The sequence below is a fragment of the Actinomyces sp. oral taxon 171 str. F0337 genome (assembly GCF_005696555.1).
Taxonomy (GTDB): Bacteria; Actinomycetota; Actinomycetes; order Actinomycetales; family Actinomycetaceae; genus Actinomyces; species Actinomyces oris_E.
Genome location: NZ_CP040005.1, coordinates 669,682 through 690,205, shown reverse-complemented (window position 1 = coordinate 690,205; position 20,524 = coordinate 669,682). Strand labels below are relative to the sequence as shown.

Below are 20,524 nucleotides of genomic sequence, written 5' to 3'. Positions count from 1 at the left end.
CACTGCCTCATGGCCGACCTCAGGAGACCTCATGCCTGCCCCGCTCTCGCGCACCGACTCCACGCTCGTCATCGGGCTGGGACGCTTCGGCTCGGCCGTGGCCGCCACCCTGGACCGGCTGGGGCGCGAGGTGCTGGCCGTGGAGGCCAATCCCGCGACCGTGCGACAGTGGACCGGCCGCATCCCCCTGGTGGAGGCCGACGCCACGGACGTGGAGGCCCTTGAGCAGCTGGGCGCCACCGAGTTCGGCACCGCGGTCGTGGGGGTGGCGACCTCCCTGGAGGCCTCCGTCCTCATCACCGGCAACCTCGTGGACCTGGAGACCCCCCAGATCTGGGCCAAGGCCATCTCCCGCGCCCACGGCCGCATCCTGCGCCGCATCGGCGCCCAGCACGTCGTCTACCCCGAGTTCGACGCCGGTCAGCGCGCCGCCCACCTCGTCTCGGGCCGCATGCTCGACTACATCGAGATGGAGAAGGGCGGCTTCACCATCGTCAAGATGCGTCCGCCCACGGAGCTACATGGCTTCACCATCGGCCAGTCCAAGGTGCGCTCGCGTTACGGGGTGACCGTCTTCGGTCTCATGAGCCCGGGCGAGCCCTTCGAGTACGCCACCCCCGACACCCTGGTCTCAGCCGAGGACGTGCTCGTCGTCGGCGGGGACGCCGCCCTCCTGGAGCGCTTCGCCAACCGCGCGTGAGTGGCAGGCGGCCCTGACACGCGCCTCTCAGCGCGTCAGAAACACATCAGAAGGCGGCCACCTGGGAGCGTTTGGCCTCGGCGGCGCCGTCGGCCTCAGCGGCCACTGCCTCAAGGTCCTTGCCGATCCCGGCAGCGCCGTAGGCACCGAGCAGACCTTCGACGAAGGGCGCCGCTGACAGGCGCGTCCGCTCGGCGAGGGCCGGCTCGAGCATCTCCAGGGCCATCTCGGCGCTCATGATCCCGCTGCCCAGGTCGGCCAGGACCAGGACGCCCTCGCAGTGGTCGGCGAGACGCTCCACGGCCTCGACGACGGCGCCGGGGTCGGTGCCCAGCTCGCCGCCAGCGAGTCCTGCGGCCGTCTCGACGGGGACGTCAACAGCCACGATGAGCCGATGCGCCAGGTCCAGGGCGGCCTCGGCCAGGGCGCGGGAGTGGGAGACCAGGACGATGCCGACACTCACTGCGGCACCGCTCGACCGTGTCAGCTCAGGGACCGGCTCGGGGGCGGAGGGGCTTACGGGACTCACCGGACTCATGACGCCCTTCCGGTCACGACGTCGTCCAGGGCCGTCAGCAGCAGGACCGTGGAGGCGGCGCCGGGGTCGATGTGCCCCACCGAGCGCTCCCCCAGGTAGGAGGCCCGCCCCTTGGTGGCCACCATGGGCTTGGTGGCGTCGCGTCCCTCGGCCGCGGCCCGCGCCGCAGCGGAGACGCCCGCGGCGAGGTCGTCGGGCTGGGCGCGCAGGGCCTCCAGGGCCGGGCTCCAGGCGTCGAGCATGGTCTTCTCCCCCGTGGTGGCGCGCCCCCGCGCGGCGATACCGCCGACCCCGGCCTCCAGGGCACCCGCGAGCGCCTGGGCGTCGAGCGCCTCCAGGCCGGCCACGGCGCCGCCGGCGCGCAGGAAGAAGGTGCCGTACAGGGGCCCGGAGGCGCCCCCGACGGTGGAGACCAGGGTCGTGCCGACCTTCTTGAGCAGGGCGTCGGCACTGGTGAAGCCGCCCGTCTGCACCGCCTCGGCGGCGGCGGCCAGGCCGCGCTTCATGTTGGCGCCGTGGTCGGCGTCGCCGATGGCGGCGTCCAGGTCGGTGAGCTCCTCGGCGTACTCGGCGACGAGTGCGGCGCTGAGGCGCACCCAGGCCGCCAGGTCCGCCACGCTCAGCGAGTGGCGGGCGGCTCCCACCTCTGCGGTCATGTCGCTTCTCCTTCAGTCTCCGTAGGGTGCCCGCACGCGATCCGGGCACCCCGATTGTGTCAGGTCCTCACACGCCCCAGCGCAGGCCGGGCGTGTTGACCGGGGCGTCCCACAGGCTCAGCAGCTCGGCGTCGGCGCGCACCAGGGTCAGGGAGCAGCCGGCCATGTCGAGGCTGGTGATGTAGTTTCCCACGAGGTTGCGGGCCACGGTGATCCCGGCTCCCTGGAGGAGGCGGGCGATCTCGCCGTACATGAGGTAGAGCTCGAGCAGCGGGGTGGCGCCCATGCCGTTGACCATGGCGATGACGCCCTCGTCGGCGCCGGCGGGCTCCAGCTCGGTGAGCTCGGCCAGGATCGGGGTGACGAGGCGCTCGGCGATCTCGGCGGCGGGGGCGACCTTCTCGCGGTGGCGTCCGGGCTCGCCGTGGATGCCGATGCCGATCTCCATCTCGTCGTCGGGCAGGTCGAAGGAGGGCTTGCCGTTGGCCGGGACGGTGCAGGAGGTCAGGGCCATGCCCATGGACCTGCCGGCTGCGTTGACGCGTGCCGCGATGCCGGCGACCTCGTCCAGCGGGCGTCCCTGCTCGGCGGCGGCGCCGGCGATCTTCTCCACCATGACGGTCACGCCCACACCGCGGCGTCCGGCGGTGTAGAGGGAGTCCTCGACGGCGACGTCGTCGTTGGTGACGACGCCGGCGACCTGGATGCCCGACTCGGCGTCGACGATCTCGGCGGCCATCTCGAAGTTCATGACGTCGCCGGTGTAGTTCTTGACGATGTGCAGCACGCCGGCACCGCGGTCGACGGCGCTGGTGGCGGCCACCACCTGGTCGGGGACCGGGGAGGTGAAGATCTCGCCGGCACAGGCGGCGTCGAGCATGCCGGCGCCCACGAAGCCGCCGTGGAGAGGCTCGTGCCCGCTGCCTCCCCCGGAGATGATGGCGACCTTGCCCTCCTCCTTGGGTCGGCGGCGGTAGACGATGTGCCGGTCGAGGTCGACGTCGAGCTCGAGGGGGTGGGCCGCGGCCATGCCCCGCAGGGCGTCGGTGACCACGTTGTCAACGGCGTTGATGAGTTTCTTCATGGCGCCGACGCTACCGCGCCACGAGCCCGCGTGCGGCGTCTCAGGCTCCGAGGGTCTCACCCTGTGCACATCGGTGCAGGTCATCGCGATCGTGCAGGAGCAGATGCGCGTCGGAGCACCCAGTCGGAGCACCCAGGGGTCGGCGCATCCTGAAGCACCGCACCACCGACCACGCCCCCTCACCCTCCTATCGCGTGAGCGCGGCCACGACCTGCCTGAGTGTCACCCGCAGAGATTCTGGGGACTGTCTGGAGAGGCGCTTTTTCCGCGGCACCACCGGGTCGGTTACGGGCAGGATAGGGGTATGGATCTGTCCGTTGTCGCCGTCGTGGCCACTATCGCAGCCGGTGTCTCCATCCTGGTCGCCGTTGCCGCTGTCTTCGCCGCACGGCGCTCGACGGCGCATGCGGACCTGGCCCTCAAGGAGGCCTCACGGATCTCCCGGGCGAGCATCTCACGGATCAACGAGGTCCAGTCCGAGGCCAGCTCGGCCCGTATGGCGGCGCGTCACGCCGCCGAACGGCTGCACTCGATGACCAAGGAGCGCACAACACCCGACAGTGTCGCCGCCTACCGGGTCTTCCTCCGTGAGGTCGTCGAGGACTCCAAGCACCTGCTGGGCCCTGAGGGCACCGGGACGATGAAGAACGAGGCGCTGGACCGTCTGCGGGTGGGGGCGCTGGTAGGTGGCTCGGACGAGGTGCTGCGCGCCATGCGGAACTTCGCCCTCCTGCGCAGCCAGCGGCCCGAGGCCCCGTGGCCCAGCGCCTACGCCATGGCCTACGCGCGCCTGGAGGCGGACCTGGTCACCGCGATCCGCAACGACCTGGGCTCCTCCGAGGAGTCCCTGACGGCCGACCAGATCTGGGGTGCCGTCAACGCCCGCTGCGTCGACCCCGCCTTCCGGCTGGCCCTGCTCAGCCCCCTGGAGGACGTGCTACGCAACGCCGGGCAGGACCCGACCCACTACGACCTCGACCACATCGCCAAGTTCGCCGACTACCCGACTCCCGCCGCCTCCGCCGGCGCCACCGGATCCACAAGAGCCGTGCCCGCTGCGGGCGGCGCGAGCACCTCCGGCGCCGAGCCCCGGCGGCGCTCGCGGCGGACGCAGAGCCGGGTGGCACGGGAGGCCCCGGCGGCGGCCGCTCAGGCCACCACCGCGCTGCCCGACGCGTCCGCTCAGGCCACCACCGGGCTGCCCGACTCCGATGTCGTGTGGCCTCCACTCACTCCTGGCCGTCGAGGCGGACGCGCAGCGGCCCCGTCGAGCTCCACGACTGTTCCTGAGCCGACTCGGCCGGCATCGACGGCAACGACGACGGCTACCTCCCCCTGGCATGAATCGGCGGCCGAACCGTCTCCTTCGACCTCAGCCCCGGGTATCCGGCCCAGCGGCGTGGAGCCGTCACCCACGGCAGCCACCGTATTCCCCCAGGCAGTGCAGCCCGACGCGTCCTCTGGACCGCCCACCGACTCACTCACCGGCGCACAGTCACAGGCCGTCGGAGCCCAGCAGGCACCACCCATGGAGAGCTCAGCGCGCAGCGGTCAGTCCCAACAGTCCACCGCGGGCCCGACGAGTCACCGGGAGCCCGAGACCCGCAGGCCCGTCTTCGAGGACCCGACCCCCAGCCGCATCTCCCGCCGTCGACACGCTCAGACGGACCTGACCGGATCATCATCCATGCAGGCGGCCGCTGTTCCTGATGCGGTGACGGCCTCAGGGACGATGGCGGCATCGCCCCTGGCCTCCTCGGTGGCTCCGACCTCGGGAGCATCGACGGCGTCAGCCAACACCGAGGAGACCTCCCCCGTCTTCGCCCCGGCTCTCCCCGGGACACCGACCGGGCGCCACGCCACCGATTCGCACGTCTCAGGCGCACCGGGCGCCCCCGAAGAGCCCGCATCACTGGCCGCACCGACTGCTCCCGCCGCCGCTGCGCAGGCAATGCCCCAGCCGGTACAGCCGCACTCCGAGCACATCCGCACCCACGCGAGCCCACCGCCCGCACAGCAGGACGTGCTCGCCGCGAGGGCCGCGGCAGTATCCGCGCAGACCGTCATGGTGCCCACAGGCCCTCAGCCGTCCCCGATTGCGGTCGTGCCTGCGGGACCCGCCTCGGCCGTCGGCCCAGCAGGAGCGACCGGCTACGGATTCCTCCCGTCTCAGGGCGCGGCCCAGGCGCCCGCTCAGGTGCCGGGGAGCATCAACCATCCTGTATCCGCACCATCCGGCCTGCCCGTCCTCTCCGCGTCCCAGCAGGCCGAGCAGTCCTCAGCAGTGGCTGCCGCCGACGCCGTCCCCGCCGTCCCCGCCGACGCCGTCCCCGCCGACGCCGTCGGAGCGCACCGTGCGGCAGCGGTCGTGGCCAGCACAGCCAGCACAGCCAGCACGGCCAGGACAGTCCACACAGCCATCCCGGACGGCCCCGGCCCCGCAGTCGATCCGGCGGCGGAGACCATGACCGTCACCACCGCCCCCTCTGCGGCGACGGCCATCCCGGCGGCGACGCCCTGGCCCTCGGCTGCACAGTCCCTGCATGACTCCGGTCGGCTGCCGCGCGCCCGCGGAGCCTGAGTCCCACCGGGTTGTTCTTCCCATCCCAACCCCGGCTTCATATGCCGGCCTGCGTGGCAGAATCCAGGTGTCGGAGGCCAAGGGGCCTGCGCGGAAGGGAACTGGTGTGGGCATCTTCGCCTGGTGCGCGATCATCGGCTGCACCCTCCTGGTGGCCGGCATCCTGTTCGACGGACTGCTGGACGCCCTCCTGCCCGATGGGCTCGTGCCGATCCTCGCTCTGCCGGTGGCCGTGTTCGGCGCCATCGGCATGGGGGTGACAGCGACGACGGGCTCGGCCGACGCGCAGGTGCCGGCGGCGGTGCTGTGGGGTGTTCCCACCGCAGCGGCCCTCGGATCCGGTGCGCTCATGCGCTGGCTGTGGAACCGGCTCCACCGCTCCATGCCGTTGGACACGGCTCCGCCCACCGCCGCGGAGCTGGTCGGCGAGAAGGTCACCGTCCTGTGGTGGAAGGACGGCAGCGGTGAGGTTCGCGCCATCACGCGCGGCCACCAGCTCACCTTGCCGGCGCGATCCGAGCAGCCGCTGCGCTCGGGGCAGAGCGCCTGGGTGCTCGACGCCGTCGATTCCACCCTGGCCATTGTCTCCTGGGAGCAGATCAGCAGCTGAGCCCACCGGGAGCCGCTGACGGACCGCACCCCGCCCGTCGCTCGCGCCGTCCCTTCCCCCGCCGTCCTCCTCCTTCCTCCTTCTTCATCCCGTCTCTCCGCACAGAAAGGAACCCCGTATGGGTGTATCAGTCATCGGTCTGATCGCCGTCGTCGCCATCATCGTGCTGGCGGCAGTCGCCTACCTGTTCAGCCGCATCGTCGTCGTCCCCTCCAACCTCACCGGCCTGATCTCCGGATCGAACCGGGGCACGGTCAAGATCGTCCACCCCGGTGGACGCGACTTCGTCCTGCCGATCATCCAGACCATCCAGTACCTGCCCTTCACCCAGACCACGATCGGCTTCAAGGTCACTGCCGAGGACGAGAACAAGATCAACGTCAACGTCGCCGCCGTCGCCGCCGTCAAGGTGGGCGACTCCGACGAGCAGGTGCGCGCCGCGGCCAAGCGCTTCCTGGGCAAGCCCAACACGGACCAGGCCATCGCCGACTCCGCACGGGAGGCGCTCATCGGCTCCCTGCGCTCGATCATCGGCCACATGACGGTCACCGACCTCATCTCCGACCGCGACGCCCTGCAGCGCAACGTCTTCGACGACGCCAAGAGCATCATGGCCAACATGGGTCTGGAGATCGACATGCTCCAGGTCTCCGAGATCACCGACGCCGGTGGTTACATCGAGTCCCTGGGTGTGCCCGAGCAGCAGCGCGTCGAGAAGGACGCCCGCATCGCGCGGGCCAACGCCGAGCGCGAGGCCCGCGACGCCGAGGTCACCTCCCGTCAGCAGATCGCCGAGCGCGAGCGCGACCTGTCCCTGCGTCAGGCCCAGCTCAAGGCCGAGACGGACAAGGCCCAGGCCGACGCCGACTCCGCCGGCCCGATCGCCCGCGCCGCCAAGGAGCGCGAGATCGCCATCATCGGGCAGGAGGCGGCCGAGGCCAAGGCCGCCCTGACCGAGCGCGAGCTGGACTCCACGGTGCGCAAGCCCGCCGACGCCGCCCGCTACCAGCGCGAGCAGGAGGCTCAGGCCTCCAAGACCGAGGCGCTGCTACGGGCCCAGGCCGACGCCGAGCGCACCCGCCTGGACGCCGAGGCCCAGGCCCAGGCCACCGTGGCCCGCGCCGAGGCCGAGGCCAAGGCGACCGCCGCCCAGGCCCGCGCCGAGGCCGAGGCCATCGCGGCCCGAGGCCAGGCCGAGGCCGACACGATCCGCGCCGCCGGTGAGGCCGAGGCCAAGGCCATGAGTGACAAGGCGGACGCCCTGGCCAAGTACGGCGAGGCTGCCACCCGCCAGATGCTGCTGGACAAGGCCCCCGAGATCGCCAGGGCCCTGAGCGAGCCGCTGGCCAGCGTGCGCGACCTGTCGATCATCTCCACCGAGGGCGCCTCCGCCCTGCCCAAGGCGGTGGCCAACAACGTCGAGCAGCTCGATCTCATCCTGCGCAGCCTCGTGGGCACCGGACTGACCGACATGGTGGGCAGCCACCTGCCGGGCTCGGACGCCTCCGCCGACCACGCCGGCTCCGCTAACCACGCCGACCGCGATAACCAGGACGGCGCAGCCCCGGTCGTCGTCGTCGAGCACCCGGAGCACTGACAGCCGGCCGGTCCGCAACAAAACAAGATCATCGACGTGGCCGAGTGCGGTATTTCTCCACCCAACCGCACCCGGCCACGTAACATATCCCCGTCAGACCAGCAGAGTCGTCACCGGGCAGGTCATCATGCGTCGTCGCGTCTTCCTCACCGCCGCACTCGGCGCCACCGCGAGCGCCGGTGCGCTGTCCTTGAGCGGCTGCGCGAGCATGAGGCAGCGCATCGCACGCACGCTGACTCCCCAGCCCCCCACGGTCCTTCACGCATCATTGTCCACGCCCCCGAAGGCGACCGCCATCCCGACCAGCTTCGGCAGTGAGGCGGTGTGGCCCCTGCGCATCAAGGAGAATCAGAATCATCCGTGGCCGACCAATGCGATGATCGAGACCGCCCACGGCTCCTTTCTCATCGCCTATGACGTCAACAGCGACGACGACGACACCGCCGCCCTGTCCGGCGACCGCCCCATCATCGTGGACCTGAATGGGCCGAAGACCTACACCCTCGTGCCGGACGACTCCGAGCACGGGTACCGCATCGAGCCGATGACCGTTCCCCAGGTCGGTGGCGTTCCCTCAGGAAGCCGTGTCGTCCCCAGCCCCGGCACAGTCGTCACCGAGCAGTTCACCTGCGCCGGTACGTGCGACGACGAGTTCGCCTACCTCATCACCGGTCGCGAGGACGTCGTCGACCAGCGCCCCAAGAACCGAGGACGAGTCAGTCTGCTCAAGATCCGTCTGGCCGACCGGCGCATCGTCGCCAGCGCGGTGCTCGGGGAGAATCTTGCCCTCAAGGCGAGGGAGTCGACGTACCGCGCCGGCTCCTCGATCACGCTGACCTCCGACGGCGCCGACCTCCTGGTCACCGTCAGCGTCCCGCACCGAGCCCTGCGGCTGTCAACGAAGGACCTGTCCGTACAGTTTGATCTGGCCTCCACCACGTCCCAGAACTTCTGTGCGGTGGAGGGCGGTGAGGCGGTGGCCCTGCTCAGTGATGACGAGAAGGTCCAGACGGCCATTGTCACGCTCGCCGACGGTGTCGCTCACCCCATCGAGAACATGAGTGCCCTGCTCGTGCACCAGGGATATCTCTACGCCGTCGACAGCCGCACGAAAGTGCCGCCCTACCCCGAGCTCTGCATCAACCTCACCACTGGCGAGCGGACCGAGCTGGCGGACCTGCCGGTGGACGGGGAGGACAAGCACGCCAACCTCACCGCGAGCAACGGATACGTCATCAGGAGGACCGACTACATCCAGGTCCGCAAGAACGGCTCCGCGACCGCGCTGCTCACCCGGAAGTCCACCGAGAAGGAGTTCTACAAGAGTGCGGCGATCTACGGCTCCATCCTCTACCTCGCCCTTAATGGCGGCCGTCTGCGCCTCATCAACCTGGACACCGGCAAGGTGGTCCTGGAGTCCCCGACCGGTGGCCAGCACGAGATGGCGACGGTGACGCCCTACGGATTCTGCAACGAGGCCGGCTTCTACCCGGCCACCGCCTGGCAGACCTAGGAGACCGACGCACAGGGAGGCGTCATCCTCATGGTCATCCGCACTGTCCGCGGACGATTGAGAGACCAGTAGCAAACAGGTCGGTGCGCGTCCACGAGGGGGCAGGGACTCATGCAGCACGAGCGAGCGTGAGGTCCTCCACCCTGCTTTCGCAACAGCCCCTGGGAACGGCTATGAACATTCGTGCGTCAGGCGTGGTGACGAGGGTCCGCCGGCTCCGAAGAATCGTCGGTGAAACCGGATATCACTGACGACCAAAGGAGCGCACGCATGAGCGAGAGAATCAGGCTGGCCGACCTTGACGAGCAGACGAAGGGGGCGGTTGCGGACACCAGACGGCGGGTGGCCGCCCTGCACGCCGAGCTCCCCCGGTGGGGCCTGGTGGTATGGACCGCCGGCAACGTCTCCGAAAGGGTCATCGTCGACCGCGGCGACGGCCCCATCAAGACCGACCTGTTCGTCATCAAGCCATCCGGCGTCTCCTACGACGAGCTGACCGCGGACACCATGGTGGTCTGCACGCTCGACGGCGAGAAGATCGACGACGGGACGCCGGCCTCGCTGACGCCCTCATCGGACACCGCCGCACACGCCTACGTCTACCGGCACCGCGATGACGTCGGCGGCGTCGTCCACACCCACTCCCCCTACGCCACCGCCTGGGCCGCGCGCCGCGAGCCGATCCCCTGCGCCCTGACGATGATGGGCGACGAGTTCGGCGGCGACATCCCGATCGGTCCCTTCGCCCTCATCGGCGACGACTCGATCGGCCGCGGCATCGTGGAGACCCTGGAGGGCTCGAGGTCGCCGGCGGTCCTCATGGCCAATCACGGTCCCTTCACCGTTGGCAAGGACGCGCACGACGCCGTCAAGGCCGCCGTCATGTGCGAGGAGGTCGCCCGCACGATGAGCATCGCCGAGCAGCTCGGCGACGTGAAGCCGATTCCGGCCGACATGGTGGATCGCCTCAACGACCGATACCAGCACGTCTACGGCCAGCACTGACCGGCGGTGCAAAGCGCCCCATGCGTGCGGGGGCCGGAACCAGATGGGTTCCGGCCCCCGCACATATGTTCATGTTCCGCTCGATCCCAGAAGTGGGAGCGGGCAGCCCTCCGAACGACGCCGGAGGCCGGGACGGCTCAGATGTCCTCGAGGACCTCGCCCTTGGTCTCCCGGGCCAGCAGGTAGACGAACCCGCCCAGGACCAGCATGGCCGCGAAGAAGAGGAAGGCCGGGAAGACGGCCGCCAGCGGGTGCGCCAGCTCCTTGAGGTTGTCCGAGCCGATCATCGCCCCCATGAGCAGCGGGCCGATGATCTTGGCGATCGCCCCGATGCCGTAGCCCAGTCCTAGTCCCGTGCCCCGGGCGTCGTTGGGGAACTGCTCGCCACCGAAGGCGTTGAGGATCCCGAAGGCGCCGTCGCCGAAGCCCATGGTGATGCAGATGCCGGTGAAGAAGATGATCCAGGAGGTCTCCCAGTGGGCGGAGAGGGCCACGATGACCGCGCCCGCCGCCCCGATGAGACCGAAGGAGAACATCGTCCAGCGCCGCCCGATCCGGTCGGCGAGCCAGGCCGAGGCCAAACGCCCGAGGAGGTCCACCAGGGAGACCCCCATGAAGAGCGTGCCCACGGTGTCGGCGTTGATGTCGTCGAAGCCGACCTCCAGGAGCGTCTGACCCCAGGACTGCACGGTGAAGGATCCCAGGATGAAGCAGAAGGAGCCGATCGAGACGATGAGCAGAGGCCTGAGGTGCCTTCGGAACAGCTCGGAGTAGGCGATGCGCTGCTCGGTCTCCACCGGCGGCAGGGCACCTACCGCGTCGGGGCTCAGCTCCAGGGCCCAGGCGATGGACTCGCGAGCCTCGCGCTCGCGGCCCTGGGAGAGCAGGAAGCGGGGCGACTCCGGGACGATCCGGATCCAGGCCAGCAGGAGGATCGGGATCGCGCCCAGCGCGATGAGGCCGCGCCAGTTGTCATGCATGGCGCGTTGTCCCAGGGACCCCAGGAAGAGCCCCAGCGGGATGAACACCGAGCCGAGCCCGGCCAGCAGGCCGCGCTGCCTGGTGGGGACGAACTCCTGGACGTAAGGAATGGAGACGATGTTGAGGCCTCCGACGCCCACGCCGACCAGCACCCGCAGGAGGGCGAGCATCATCCACCATCCGGTGGGGGTGAACACCGAGGCCAGGGTGAAGATGGTGAAGAGCAGGACGCACCAGAAGAAGGTGCGTCGACGTCCCATCTGGTCGGCGGCGCGGCCCCACAGGACCGATCCGAGGACGGTCCCCAGCCCGGAGCAGGCCAGGATGACGCCGGTCTCGAAGCCGCCCAGGCTCCACTCCTTCTGGAGCTGGACGACGGCGAAGCCGATGAGGAACATGTCGAAGAACTCTGAGACGTTGGCGACGATCGCCAGCCCGATGATGCTTCGCTGGTGACCCGTCAGGGGCCGGGAGTCGATCTGTTCGAGGGCGCTCATGGCGGCAGCTCCCTGTGCCGCGCGTCCCGATGCGGTACTCATATGCGGTCCAATCTACGGTGGAACCGGCACGCAGCCGGTCAGCGGACGATGTCGGAGCCCTGCGCCTGGAGCAGCTCGGCGGGGCGCACGTGGGTGAGGTCTCCGTGGTGGGTCAAGGCCAGGGATGCGACCTTGGTGCCGATCTCGATGCCGCGGCTCACGTCGCCGTCGAGCCAGCCGTGCAGGGTGCCGGCCACGAAGGAGTCTCCCGCCCCGGGGCGGTCGATGACGGGGACGGACTTGATCTCGTAGACGCGCTCGCCCTCGGAGGCGGTGGACAGGTAGGTCCCGGCGCGCCCGTCGGTGGACACGACCGTGGGGGCGCCGATCTCCTCGCGCAGGTTGCGGCACACGTCCACACCCTGGCCCGGGACACCGAAGACGATGCCGGCGTCGGTTCGCGAGCAGAACAGGATCGAGGCTCCCCTGGCGATCGGCTCCAGGACGGCCCGGGCCTGCTCGCCGTCCCACAGCAGGGAGCGGAAGTTGACGTCGAGGGCGACGTCGACGCCCCGGTCCCGGGCGGCGTCAGCGGCGTAGCGCACCACCCGTGCGGTCTCGGGGGTCAGGGCCGCGGTGATCCCGGTGAGGAAGACCAGGCGGGTGTCGAGCAGGGCGTCCCAGTCGAACTCCTCGGGGACGATGCTGCGGAAGGGCGTGTACTCGCGGTCGTAGGTGACCTTGCCCGGCAGCGGGAACTCGCCCGGCTCGAGGAAGTAGAGGGCGACGCGGCCCTCGTCGGTCATGACGACGTGGCTCATGTCCACGCCGACGGCGGAGTACTCCAGCGCGATGCGGTCGGCCAGCTCACCGCGGGGCAGCTTGGTGGTCCAGGCGGTCGAGCGGCCGAGCTCGGACAGGAGCCCGGCGACGTTGGCCTCGGAGCCGGCGGCGGTCATGCGCAGGGACCGGGCGGTGGCCAGGCGCTCCCCGCGCTCGCAGGTCAGCCGGATCTGTCCCTCGCCAATGGTTGTCAGGTCGTACCTCATTGTCGATTCTCCTCTGCAGCGGCTGCGGTGCCGCTCGTGGTTCGGATGGTGGTTCGGGTGCGGTTGTGCGGGTCCGGTAGGGAGAGGCGGTCAGGAGACGATGGGATCCGCTCGTTGCGGGAGTGTCCCTACGGCGCCACGATGGCGATGCCCGCCGAGGCGGCCCGCTCCTCGATGAAGGCGCGGGCGGCGGCACAGCGGCTCAAGGAGTCCGGAACGTCGTCGTTCCACATCTCGATCATGAGGCGGCCGCTCCAGCCCTGGGCGGCCAGGAGCTCGAAGGAGCGGTCCCAGTCGACGACACCAGTGCCCATCTCCACGCGGCGCGGCTCGCCGGGGCGCACGTCCTTGGCGTGCATCGCGACCATGTGGCCTTCTCCGGCGGCGAGCTCGGCTCCCGGGTCGAGGCTCTGCTCGGCGATATTGCCCAGGTCGGGGTAGAGCTGGAGATAGGGTGAGTCGACGGCGTCGACGAACTCCATCGCCTTGGTCAGGGAGGTGACGTCGTCGCCGTCGACGTTCTCAATCCCCATGACGACGCCCAGGCGCGCGGCCAGCGGGACGGCGTCGGCCAGGAGCTGGGCGTACCAGCGCTCGGCATCGGGATTCGGGTCCTCGTAGTAGCAGTAGTAACCGGCCAGCTGGATGACCGGGACGCCCAGGTCGTGGCAGACCTGCAGGCCCCGGGCCATCACCTCGCGGGCGCGCCGGCGCACGGCCGGGTCGGCCGATCCGGGCCCGATCCGACGGTGCACGGACAGGCAGACTCCGCCAATATCGGTCCCGGCCGCCTCGGCGGCCCGGCGCACGGTACGGCACTGCCCGGCGTCCCAGTCCAGGCGGGCCTCCCGCTCGGGGGACTCGTCGATGGACAGATCGAGGAAGGAGAAACCGGCTCGGGGCACCTGGTCGAGGAAGACCCGCCAGGCCTCGCCATCCACCCGGTTCCCGGAGACCGCCAGCGGCCCGCTGCGCAGAGCCTTCTCGTAGATGCCAAGACTGATGCCGGCCTCGAGGTCGGCCACGGCGCTCATGTCCACACCTCCTCCAGGGTGGCGCGCAGCTCGGCGGCCGCGTGGGCGGGCTCCCCAGCGGCGACGATCGCCCGGCCGGTGATGACGATGCCGACCTCGCGTCCGGCGAAGGCCGGCAGGTCGACGGGGCTCAGGCTGCCGGTGATGGTGACGGTGAACCCCATGGCCGCCAGCTCGTCGACCCGGTCCATGTCCTCGCTCTTCCAGGACAGGTCTCCGGAGGCCTCCCGGTCGCGGGAGCGCTTGACGATGACGTGCTCGACGCCGGCCTGGCGCCAGGCGCGGGCCCGTTCGGCGTCGAACCACTCGTCGGCCAGCTCGACCTGGACCTCGCCGCCGAGCTCGTCGGCCACCTGGCAGACCTGGCGGATGGTGGACATGGAGGCTCCGGCCACACAGGAGACGAGGTCCGCACCGGCCTCGAAGGCCAGGCGGGCGATCTTGGAACCGGCCTCGGCGATACGCACGTCGGCGAGGATCTGCTTGTCCGGGAAGAGGGCCCGGATGGCGCGCACGGCGTGAAAGCCCTCGCACAGGACGAGGATGGTGCCGCACTCGATGACGTCGACATAGGGCGCGGCCTGCTGGAGGGGGCCGAGCGCAGCGGGTAGGTCGAGCGTGTCCAGGGCGATCTGAAGTCTGGGGGTTGGCGGCTGCCGGGTCATGGTGATGGCTCCTCCCTCAGCCGGCCAGGGGCTCGAAGGCGAAGAAGGTGGCGGCGTTGCCCACCAGGAGATCCTGGACGTAGGCGGGGTCGACACCCTCGTCCTTGATGAGGCGGGGGCAGAAGACGGCCGGATCGTAGTCGATGCCGGAGACCGACCCGTAGGCCTTCTGGTAGGAGGCCTTGCCCGAGTCGGTGCCCAGGAGGATCTGCTTGCCGTAGCCCTTGGCCCCCAGGGTCTTGATGAGGTCGACCCGGGCATTGTCGGGCACGTACTTGATGCGGTTGGTGCCGTCGAGCTCGACGTAGGCGCCAGTGGCGACGATCTGCTCGTGGACCCACGGGTCCCAGTTGCGCTGAATGTGGCCGATGGCGATCTTCTCCGGGGCGACGCCCTGCTCGATGAGGAAGCGGGCCTGCTCGGGGCCGCAGGTGCCGGCGGTGACGTGGGTGTTGATGGGTGCGCCGGTCTCCTTGGAGGCGATGGCCACGGCCTGGCCGGTCTTGACCTCCCAGTCGGTGATCCTGCCGTAGGCGGTGGCCCACTTGATGCAGCCGGCCCGGATGTCGGTGCGCTTGACGAGTGGCCCCATGTAGTCGTTGGCGTCGACGCCTTCGACGATGTCGGCGATGAGCAGGTCGGCGATCTCGGCGACCGTGTACTGGTTGACCCAGGACTGGCGCCACTCCAGGTAGACCTTCTGCTGGTGGAAGCCAGTGGCCTGGATGACCTGCAGGTCCGGGACGCGGTCGACGACGTCGCGCAGCGTGAGTACGCCGCGTCCCGACGAGGCCGGGCACATGTCGACGATGGTGGCGCCCGCTGCGAAGCGCTTGGAGGCATCGACGAAGGAGGTGGCCTCCTGGACCGCCTTGTCCTCATCGATGAGGAGGTGGTCGGGGTCGATATAGACCTCTCCCGCACCGACGCGGATGAGGTGGTCGTGGGCGTTGACGACTCCGAGGCTTGCGGGGTCGACGTCGCCGTGGATAGTGCGGACGATTCCCATGAGTTCTTCTCCTCCAAACGGGTTTCGGTCACGTGCTGGCGGGGCTTCGGCAGCGGCGCAACGCCGCAGGCCCGTGCCCACCCGTATCCGTCACGCTACGAAGAGCAGGACCGACATCGAAGACGAGTCGTGAACGAATGTTCAGATTGACGACGCAACCGACTTTCCGCTCCCGAAGGAATCGTTGCCAGAACATGAGATCCGATAATCACGATTAGATAACATGAACGCATGTGTGCACAGCTGACTCGGGAGCGGGCCTCGCTGCTGCTGGAGGTGGCCCACCTCTACTGGGACGAGGACCTTGACCAGGCGACGATCGCCAGCAAGATGGGGTACTCGCGCCCCACGGTCTCGCGCATGCTCTCCGAGGCCCGTCGGCACGGCGTCGTCACCGTCACTGTGTCCCACCCCATCGAGCGACTCATGGCCCTGGAGGAGCAGCTGGCGCAGGCCTTCGGGCTCAAGGAGGCGCGAGTCGCCGAGGACCGCGCCGACGGCGTGACCGGCCCGGGCACCGAGGTCGCTCGGGTGTGCGGCGATCTGCTCCTGGAGCACTGCGGACCACGCAGCGTCATCGCCGTGTCCAACGGCCGGGCCGTGGGAGCCGTCGTCCATCACCTGCCCGAGCGCGTCTGGCCCGAGTCGACGGCGGTGGCGATGCTGGGCTCGGCCGGGGAGTCCTTCCATCTCGAGGACGGCCCGGACATCTGCCGTAACCTGGCCCTGCGCCTGGGCGGCCACTACCGATCGCTGCCGGTCCCCCTCGTCTTCGACTCCCTGAAGAACACCCGCGCGGTGCGCAGCGAGGAGCGGGTGGCCACCACGTTGGAGCTCGCAGCCCGCAGCGACGTGGCGCTCACCGGTGTCGGCGCCGTCGAGGAGACGACGAGCAGCCCGCTCCTGCGCCGCTGGATGACACCCGCCGTCATGCGCGAGTGCCGCCGCAAGAACGTCGTCGCCCACGTCTGCGGACACCACCTGGACACCGAGGGCAACCACGTGCGTACGGCCCTGTGCAATCGCACCCTGTGCCTGGACCCCTCCCGGCTCAGCGAGATCCCCCTGGTCATCGGCGTGGCAGCGGGCCGGGACAAGGTCGGGGCCCTGCGAGCAACCCTGCGTGGGAGCTACCTGTCCGCCCTCGTCACCGACGAGGGCACCGCCCGGTCCCTCCTGGAGAGCGTATGAGGCGGGGCGCGGGGGCGAGTTGGAATGAACACGCGTTCATCCGTGTACTTGCCCGGCTCCACGGAAGCGGGAAGGATCACCCCTGATGCCCGGCCGCAGATGCACCGCGATGCACCACCGTCACGGCGCCCACGGCCGCGAGCACTATGCACCCTCATGCACAAGGAGTCCTCAGTTATGAGCGCTGAGCAGTTGCTCACCGACCTCGACCGTCAGACCATCGCAGTGTCCAAGGCCCTGGCCGCCGATGCCGTGGAGAAGGCCGGGTCGGGGCACCCCGGTACGCCGATCTCCCTGGCGGGGGTGGCGTGGCTGCTCTACCAGCGTGAGATGGTCCACGACCCGGCGGACCCGGGCTGGCTGGGACGGGACCGGTTCGTCCTGTCCATCGGGCACGCCTCACTAGTCCAGTACATCCAGCTGTTCCTGGCCGGATACGACATCGACCTCGAGGGCTTCACGGCCTTCCGATCCCCGGCCGGTCTGCCGGGTCACCCCGAGTTCGGCGAGGTCGCCGGGGTGGAGACCACCACGGGCCCGCTGGGAGCGGGTTTTGCCAACGCAGTCGGCCTGGCGATGGCGGCGCGCCGCGAGCACGGGCTGCTGGATGCCAGCACCCCACTGGGTGAGTCGGTCTTCGACCACTTCGTCTACACGATCCTCGGCGACGGCTGCATGCAGGAGGGCGTGACCTCAGAGGCCGCCTCCCTGGCCGGCACCCAGCAGCTGGGCAACCTCATCGCCATCTACGACGACAACGACATCTCCATCGAGGGCAACACGGACATCGCCTTCACCGAGGACGTCTCGGCCCGTTTCGAGGCCTACGGCTGGCAGGTGCTCGACGTCGACTGGCGCACCGGTCCCGACGGTTACGCGGAGAACCTCGAGGCGCTGCACGAGGCCGTCGTGGCGGCTCGCGCCGAGAGCGCGCGCCCGTCGCTGATCCGTCTGCACACGATCATCGCCTGGCCCTCCCCGACCAAGCAGGGCCAGGCCTCCTCCCACGGCGCCAAGCTCGGGGCCGAGGAGATCACCGGGCTCAAGCGGGCCCTGGGCCTGGACCCCGAGCAGAGCTTCATCCTGCCCGACGACGTCGTCTCCCACGCCCGCAAGCAGGCCGCCGAGAGCGCCCGGGCCGCACGAGCGGGCTGGGACGAGCGCTTCGCGGCCTGGCAGCGGGCCAATCCCGCCGGCGCCGCACTGCTGGATCGCCTTGAGGCCCACCGCCTGCCCGAGGACCTGGAGGCGACCCTGCCGACCTGGGAGGTGGGTGAGTCACTGGCCACCCGCGCGGCGTCGGGCAAGGTGCTCTCCGCCCTGGCCGGCGTAGCGCCCGAGCTGTGGGGCGGGTCGGCGGACCTGGCCGGCTCGAACAACACGTCCATGGCCGGCGAGCCCTCCTTCCTTCCCACCTCCCTGGCGCAGTCCGAGGGCGATGGACCCTTCGGGCGCACCATCCACTTCGGTGTGCGCGAGCACGCCATGGGCTCGATCCTCAACGGGATCGCACTGGACGGGCTCACCCGCCCCTACGGCGGCACCTTCATGGTGTTCTCCGACTACATGCGCCCGGCCGTGCGCTTGGCGGCACTCATGGGGATCGGGCCGGTCTTCGTGTGGTCCCACGACTCCATCGGGGTCGGCGAGGACGGCCCCACCCACCAGCCCGTCGAGCACCTGGCGGCGCTGCGCGCGATCCCGGGCCTGGCCGTGGTGCGCCCCGGGGACGCCAACGAGACCGCCGCGGCATGGGCCGAGATCCTCCGCCGTCACGACGAGCCGGCCGGCATCGCCCTGTCGCGTCAGAACCTCACCGTGAGTGCCTCCGCCACCGCTGCGGCCGAGGGCGTGCGCCGCGGTGCCTACGTCCTGGCCGAAGCCACCGGAGCAGATGGCCGACAGACGAGTCCCGAGGTCGTCCTGGTCGCCACCGGCTCCGAGGTCGAGGTTGCCGTGGCCGCCCGAGACATCCTCCAGGAGCAGGGCACCCCCACCCGAGTGGTCTCCGCCCCCTGCCTGGAGTGGTTCGCCCAGCAGGACGCCGCCTACCGCGACCAGGTGCTGCCGGCCGGCACCGCCAAGGTCGCCGTCGAGGCGGGCATCGCCCTGGGTTGGCGCGAGATCGTCGGTGACGCCGGTGAGATCGTCTCCCTGGACCACTACGGCGCCTCCGCCGCCGGCTCCGCGCTGTTCGAGGAGTACGGCTTCACCGGGCAGAACGTCGCTGAGCGGGCTCGCCAGGCACTGGCCCGCACCCGCGGCTGACGCCTACTCCGCCCACCACCACTGAGCCGGGCGTTTTTTGCGTGGCCCTACGGTCTTTCTGTAGGGCCACGCAAAAAACGCCCGGCTCAAAATGATGGAAATGTATGTCACGGGGGTACCCCTCCCCATCATGAGAGAGTGACCTGCCGGCCGATTTTGGGCACGCTGGGAACCGGACGCGCACCTGGCGCACTCCGTCACAACGATTCCAGACATAGAAGAGGCCCTTTCTCATGAGCACACAGCCACCCGCTCAGAACAACCCCCAGCTCCCTCACGCCAATGACTCCGGCGAGGACAAGCCCCTGCGTACGCGCTACTACCTGCTCATCATGACCGCCATGGTCGTGATCGGCATCATCATCGACATCGCGATCTTCATCGGAATCGTTACGAACGCCGAGGGCTCGGTACGTATCCCCTACCTGGTCTTCATTCTTCCCGTTGTCGGTGCTCTGGCGATCGGGAGGCTCGCCGACGCGGCCCTGGCCAGGAAGTCCCCCCACCTGGTGCCCGGCTACGTGGCACCGCACTTCCAGGGAGGGCAGGTCCCTCAGCAGGGCCAGTACGGACAGCCCCAATACGGACAGCCGGCTGCCCAGCCAATGGCACCGCAGAGCACCGGCTACGGACACGTACCCAATCAGCAGGCGGCTCCGAGCACCCCGCAGCAGCCGGGCCAGGTACCGCCGTCGGGCCAGTACGGCCAGGATCCCCAGAATCAGCAGACCTACGGACAGAACGGTCACACGAGCTAGCCCTCAACAGACAGTTCCGGACGCACCCGACTTCACGTTGAAACAACCTTCCAAGATTCAGAGAGGACTTGCTTCATGAGCACAGCTCACGTCCCCCCGAACGCCGGAGGCACCGGTGGCAACGAGTCCACCGAGGATGAGATCACAATCCGTACCCGTCTGTTCTACCCGCTGTTCGGGATCGCCGTGATCGTCGGCGTCATTCTGGACGTTTTCATCCTCATCCTCCTCAACACCTATGTGCCGGGTAGAGCGAGGACTCCGTTCTGGATCTTCATCATCCCCATCGCAGTCCTCGTATTCCTCGTCTCCTTCGTCGATGATGTCCTGGCCAAGCACTTCCCGAATCTGGTTCCCGAGGAACTGCGCCGACAGCTGGCGGCCGCCGAGGCGGCGAAGGCCGCTGGGGCAACCCAGCAGCAGGGATACCTCCAGGCGCCTGGGAACCCGATGCAGGCACAGGCGGCCCCGCAGTACCGGCCCCACCCGGGTACGGCCCCTGCGCAGCAGAGCGGCGGTCAGCCCCAGTACGGGCAACCGGCTGCCCAGCCGATGGCACCGCAGAGCACCGGCTACGACCACACGCCCAGTCAGCAGGTGGCTCCCGGCGCTCCGCAGCAGGCCCCGTACGGTCAGCCTCAGCAGCCGGCCCAGGTGCCGCCATCGGGCCAGGACGGCCGATCCCAGCAGCCGCAGTACGGGCAGGCCCCTACCGGCCAGGATCCTCGGAATCAGCAGTCCTCCGGTCGCAGCGGGCAGCCGTGGCAGACCGGTTCGGTCGGCTACTGAGGCCCAGAAGGCGCCCG

18 protein-coding genes are annotated in these 20,524 nt (G+C 69.8%); 10 read left to right on the top strand and 8 right to left on the bottom strand.

Features of this window, described 5'->3' with window-relative positions; translation table 11 throughout:
- The first annotated feature begins 31 nt into the window (after positions 1-31).
- The gene (locus FBF36_RS02970) at positions 32-700 is read left to right on the top strand and encodes a potassium channel family protein (RefSeq protein WP_009394109.1); all 669 of its coding nucleotides are present in this window, start codon (positions 32-34) and stop codon (positions 698-700) included.
- Between the two features lie 46 nt (positions 701-746).
- On the opposite strand, the gene dhaM is transcribed toward FBF36_RS02970, so the two are convergent.
- From dhaM to dhaK, 3 genes are all read right to left on the bottom strand, one after another.
- Positions 747-1,238 (bottom strand): dihydroxyacetone kinase phosphoryl donor subunit DhaM, encoded by a 492-nt coding sequence (dhaM, locus tag FBF36_RS02965; RefSeq protein ID WP_138137157.1) that lies wholly within the window; start codon positions 1,236-1,238, stop codon positions 747-749.
- Positions 1,235-1,894 (bottom strand): dihydroxyacetone kinase subunit DhaL, encoded by a 660-nt coding sequence (gene dhaL, locus FBF36_RS02960; RefSeq protein ID WP_138137155.1) that lies wholly within the window; start codon positions 1,892-1,894, stop codon positions 1,235-1,237. Before dhaL ends, dhaM begins: the two co-directional genes overlap by 4 nt.
- A 67-nt stretch (positions 1,895-1,961) precedes the next feature.
- Positions 1,962-2,978: a dihydroxyacetone kinase subunit DhaK gene (dhaK, locus tag FBF36_RS02955; RefSeq protein WP_034491717.1), complete on the bottom strand. Its 1,017-nt coding sequence runs from the start codon at positions 2,976-2,978 to the stop codon at positions 1,962-1,964.
- Between the two features lie 304 nt (positions 2,979-3,282).
- On the opposite strand from dhaK, the gene FBF36_RS13390 reads away from it, so the two are divergent.
- The 5 genes from FBF36_RS13390 to FBF36_RS02930 all read left to right on the top strand — a co-directional run bounded on the left by FBF36_RS13390 (position 3,283) and on the right by FBF36_RS02930 (position 10,284).
- Positions 3,283-5,559: a hypothetical protein gene (locus FBF36_RS13390; RefSeq protein ID WP_225792445.1), complete on the top strand. Its 2,277-nt coding sequence runs from the start codon at positions 3,283-3,285 to the stop codon at positions 5,557-5,559.
- A 106-nt stretch (positions 5,560-5,665) separates the two neighbouring features.
- Entirely contained in the window at positions 5,666-6,169 is a 504-nt protein-coding gene (locus tag FBF36_RS02945) for a nodulation protein NfeD (protein WP_009394164.1), read from the top strand.
- Between the two features lie 118 nt (positions 6,170-6,287).
- Positions 6,288-7,766 (top strand): flotillin family protein, encoded by a 1,479-nt coding sequence (locus FBF36_RS02940; protein WP_138137152.1) that lies wholly within the window; start codon positions 6,288-6,290, stop codon positions 7,764-7,766.
- Between the two features lie 127 nt (positions 7,767-7,893).
- Positions 7,894-9,279 (top strand): hypothetical protein, encoded by a 1,386-nt coding sequence (locus FBF36_RS02935; protein WP_009393742.1) that lies wholly within the window; start codon positions 7,894-7,896, stop codon positions 9,277-9,279.
- Between the two features lie 270 nt (positions 9,280-9,549).
- Entirely contained in the window at positions 9,550-10,284 is a 735-nt protein-coding gene (locus FBF36_RS02930; RefSeq protein WP_009393739.1) for an L-ribulose-5-phosphate 4-epimerase, read from the top strand.
- A 137-nt stretch (positions 10,285-10,421) separates the two neighbouring features.
- Here the strand turns inward: FBF36_RS02930 and FBF36_RS02925 are convergent, their stop codons facing one another.
- The 5 genes from FBF36_RS02925 to FBF36_RS02905 form a co-directional block, all read right to left on the bottom strand.
- A complete protein-coding gene (locus FBF36_RS02925; RefSeq protein ID WP_009393738.1) occupies positions 10,422-11,762 on the bottom strand; it encodes an MFS transporter in 1,341 nt (446 codons plus the stop codon).
- Positions 11,763-11,842: 80 nt separating this feature from the next.
- Positions 11,843-12,793, bottom strand: a complete 951-nt coding sequence (locus FBF36_RS02920) for a sugar kinase (RefSeq protein WP_009393737.1) — start codon at positions 12,791-12,793, stop codon at positions 11,843-11,845.
- 128 nt (positions 12,794-12,921) lie between these two features.
- Positions 12,922-13,827, bottom strand: a complete 906-nt coding sequence (locus tag FBF36_RS02915; protein WP_138137151.1) for an L-ribulose-5-phosphate 3-epimerase — start codon at positions 13,825-13,827, stop codon at positions 12,922-12,924.
- Positions 13,824-14,492 (bottom strand): orotidine 5'-phosphate decarboxylase / HUMPS family protein, encoded by a 669-nt coding sequence (locus FBF36_RS02910; RefSeq protein WP_009393735.1) that lies wholly within the window; start codon positions 14,490-14,492, stop codon positions 13,824-13,826. Before FBF36_RS02910 ends, FBF36_RS02915 begins: the two co-directional genes overlap by 4 nt.
- 16 nt (positions 14,493-14,508) lie before the next feature.
- The gene (locus FBF36_RS02905) at positions 14,509-15,501 is read right to left on the bottom strand and encodes a phosphotriesterase (protein ID WP_009393734.1); all 993 of its coding nucleotides are present in this window, start codon (positions 15,499-15,501) and stop codon (positions 14,509-14,511) included.
- A 231-nt stretch (positions 15,502-15,732) separates the two neighbouring features.
- Between FBF36_RS02905 and FBF36_RS02900 the strand changes: the two genes are divergently transcribed.
- The 4 genes from FBF36_RS02900 to FBF36_RS02885 all read left to right on the top strand — a co-directional run bounded on the left by FBF36_RS02900 (position 15,733) and on the right by FBF36_RS02885 (position 20,507).
- Positions 15,733-16,692, top strand: a complete 960-nt coding sequence (locus FBF36_RS02900) for a sugar-binding transcriptional regulator (RefSeq protein WP_009393732.1) — start codon at positions 15,733-15,735, stop codon at positions 16,690-16,692.
- 177 nt (positions 16,693-16,869) lie between these two features.
- Positions 16,870-18,960: a transketolase gene (tkt, locus tag FBF36_RS02895; RefSeq protein ID WP_034491126.1), complete on the top strand. Its 2,091-nt coding sequence runs from the start codon at positions 16,870-16,872 to the stop codon at positions 18,958-18,960.
- 233 nt (positions 18,961-19,193) lie between these two features.
- Positions 19,194-19,718, top strand: a complete 525-nt coding sequence (locus FBF36_RS02890; RefSeq protein WP_009393730.1) for a hypothetical protein — start codon at positions 19,194-19,196, stop codon at positions 19,716-19,718.
- 75 nt (positions 19,719-19,793) lie between these two features.
- A complete protein-coding gene (locus FBF36_RS02885; RefSeq protein ID WP_009393727.1) occupies positions 19,794-20,507 on the top strand; it encodes a conserved domain protein in 714 nt (237 codons plus the stop codon).
- Positions 20,508-20,524: the final 17 nt, after the last annotated feature.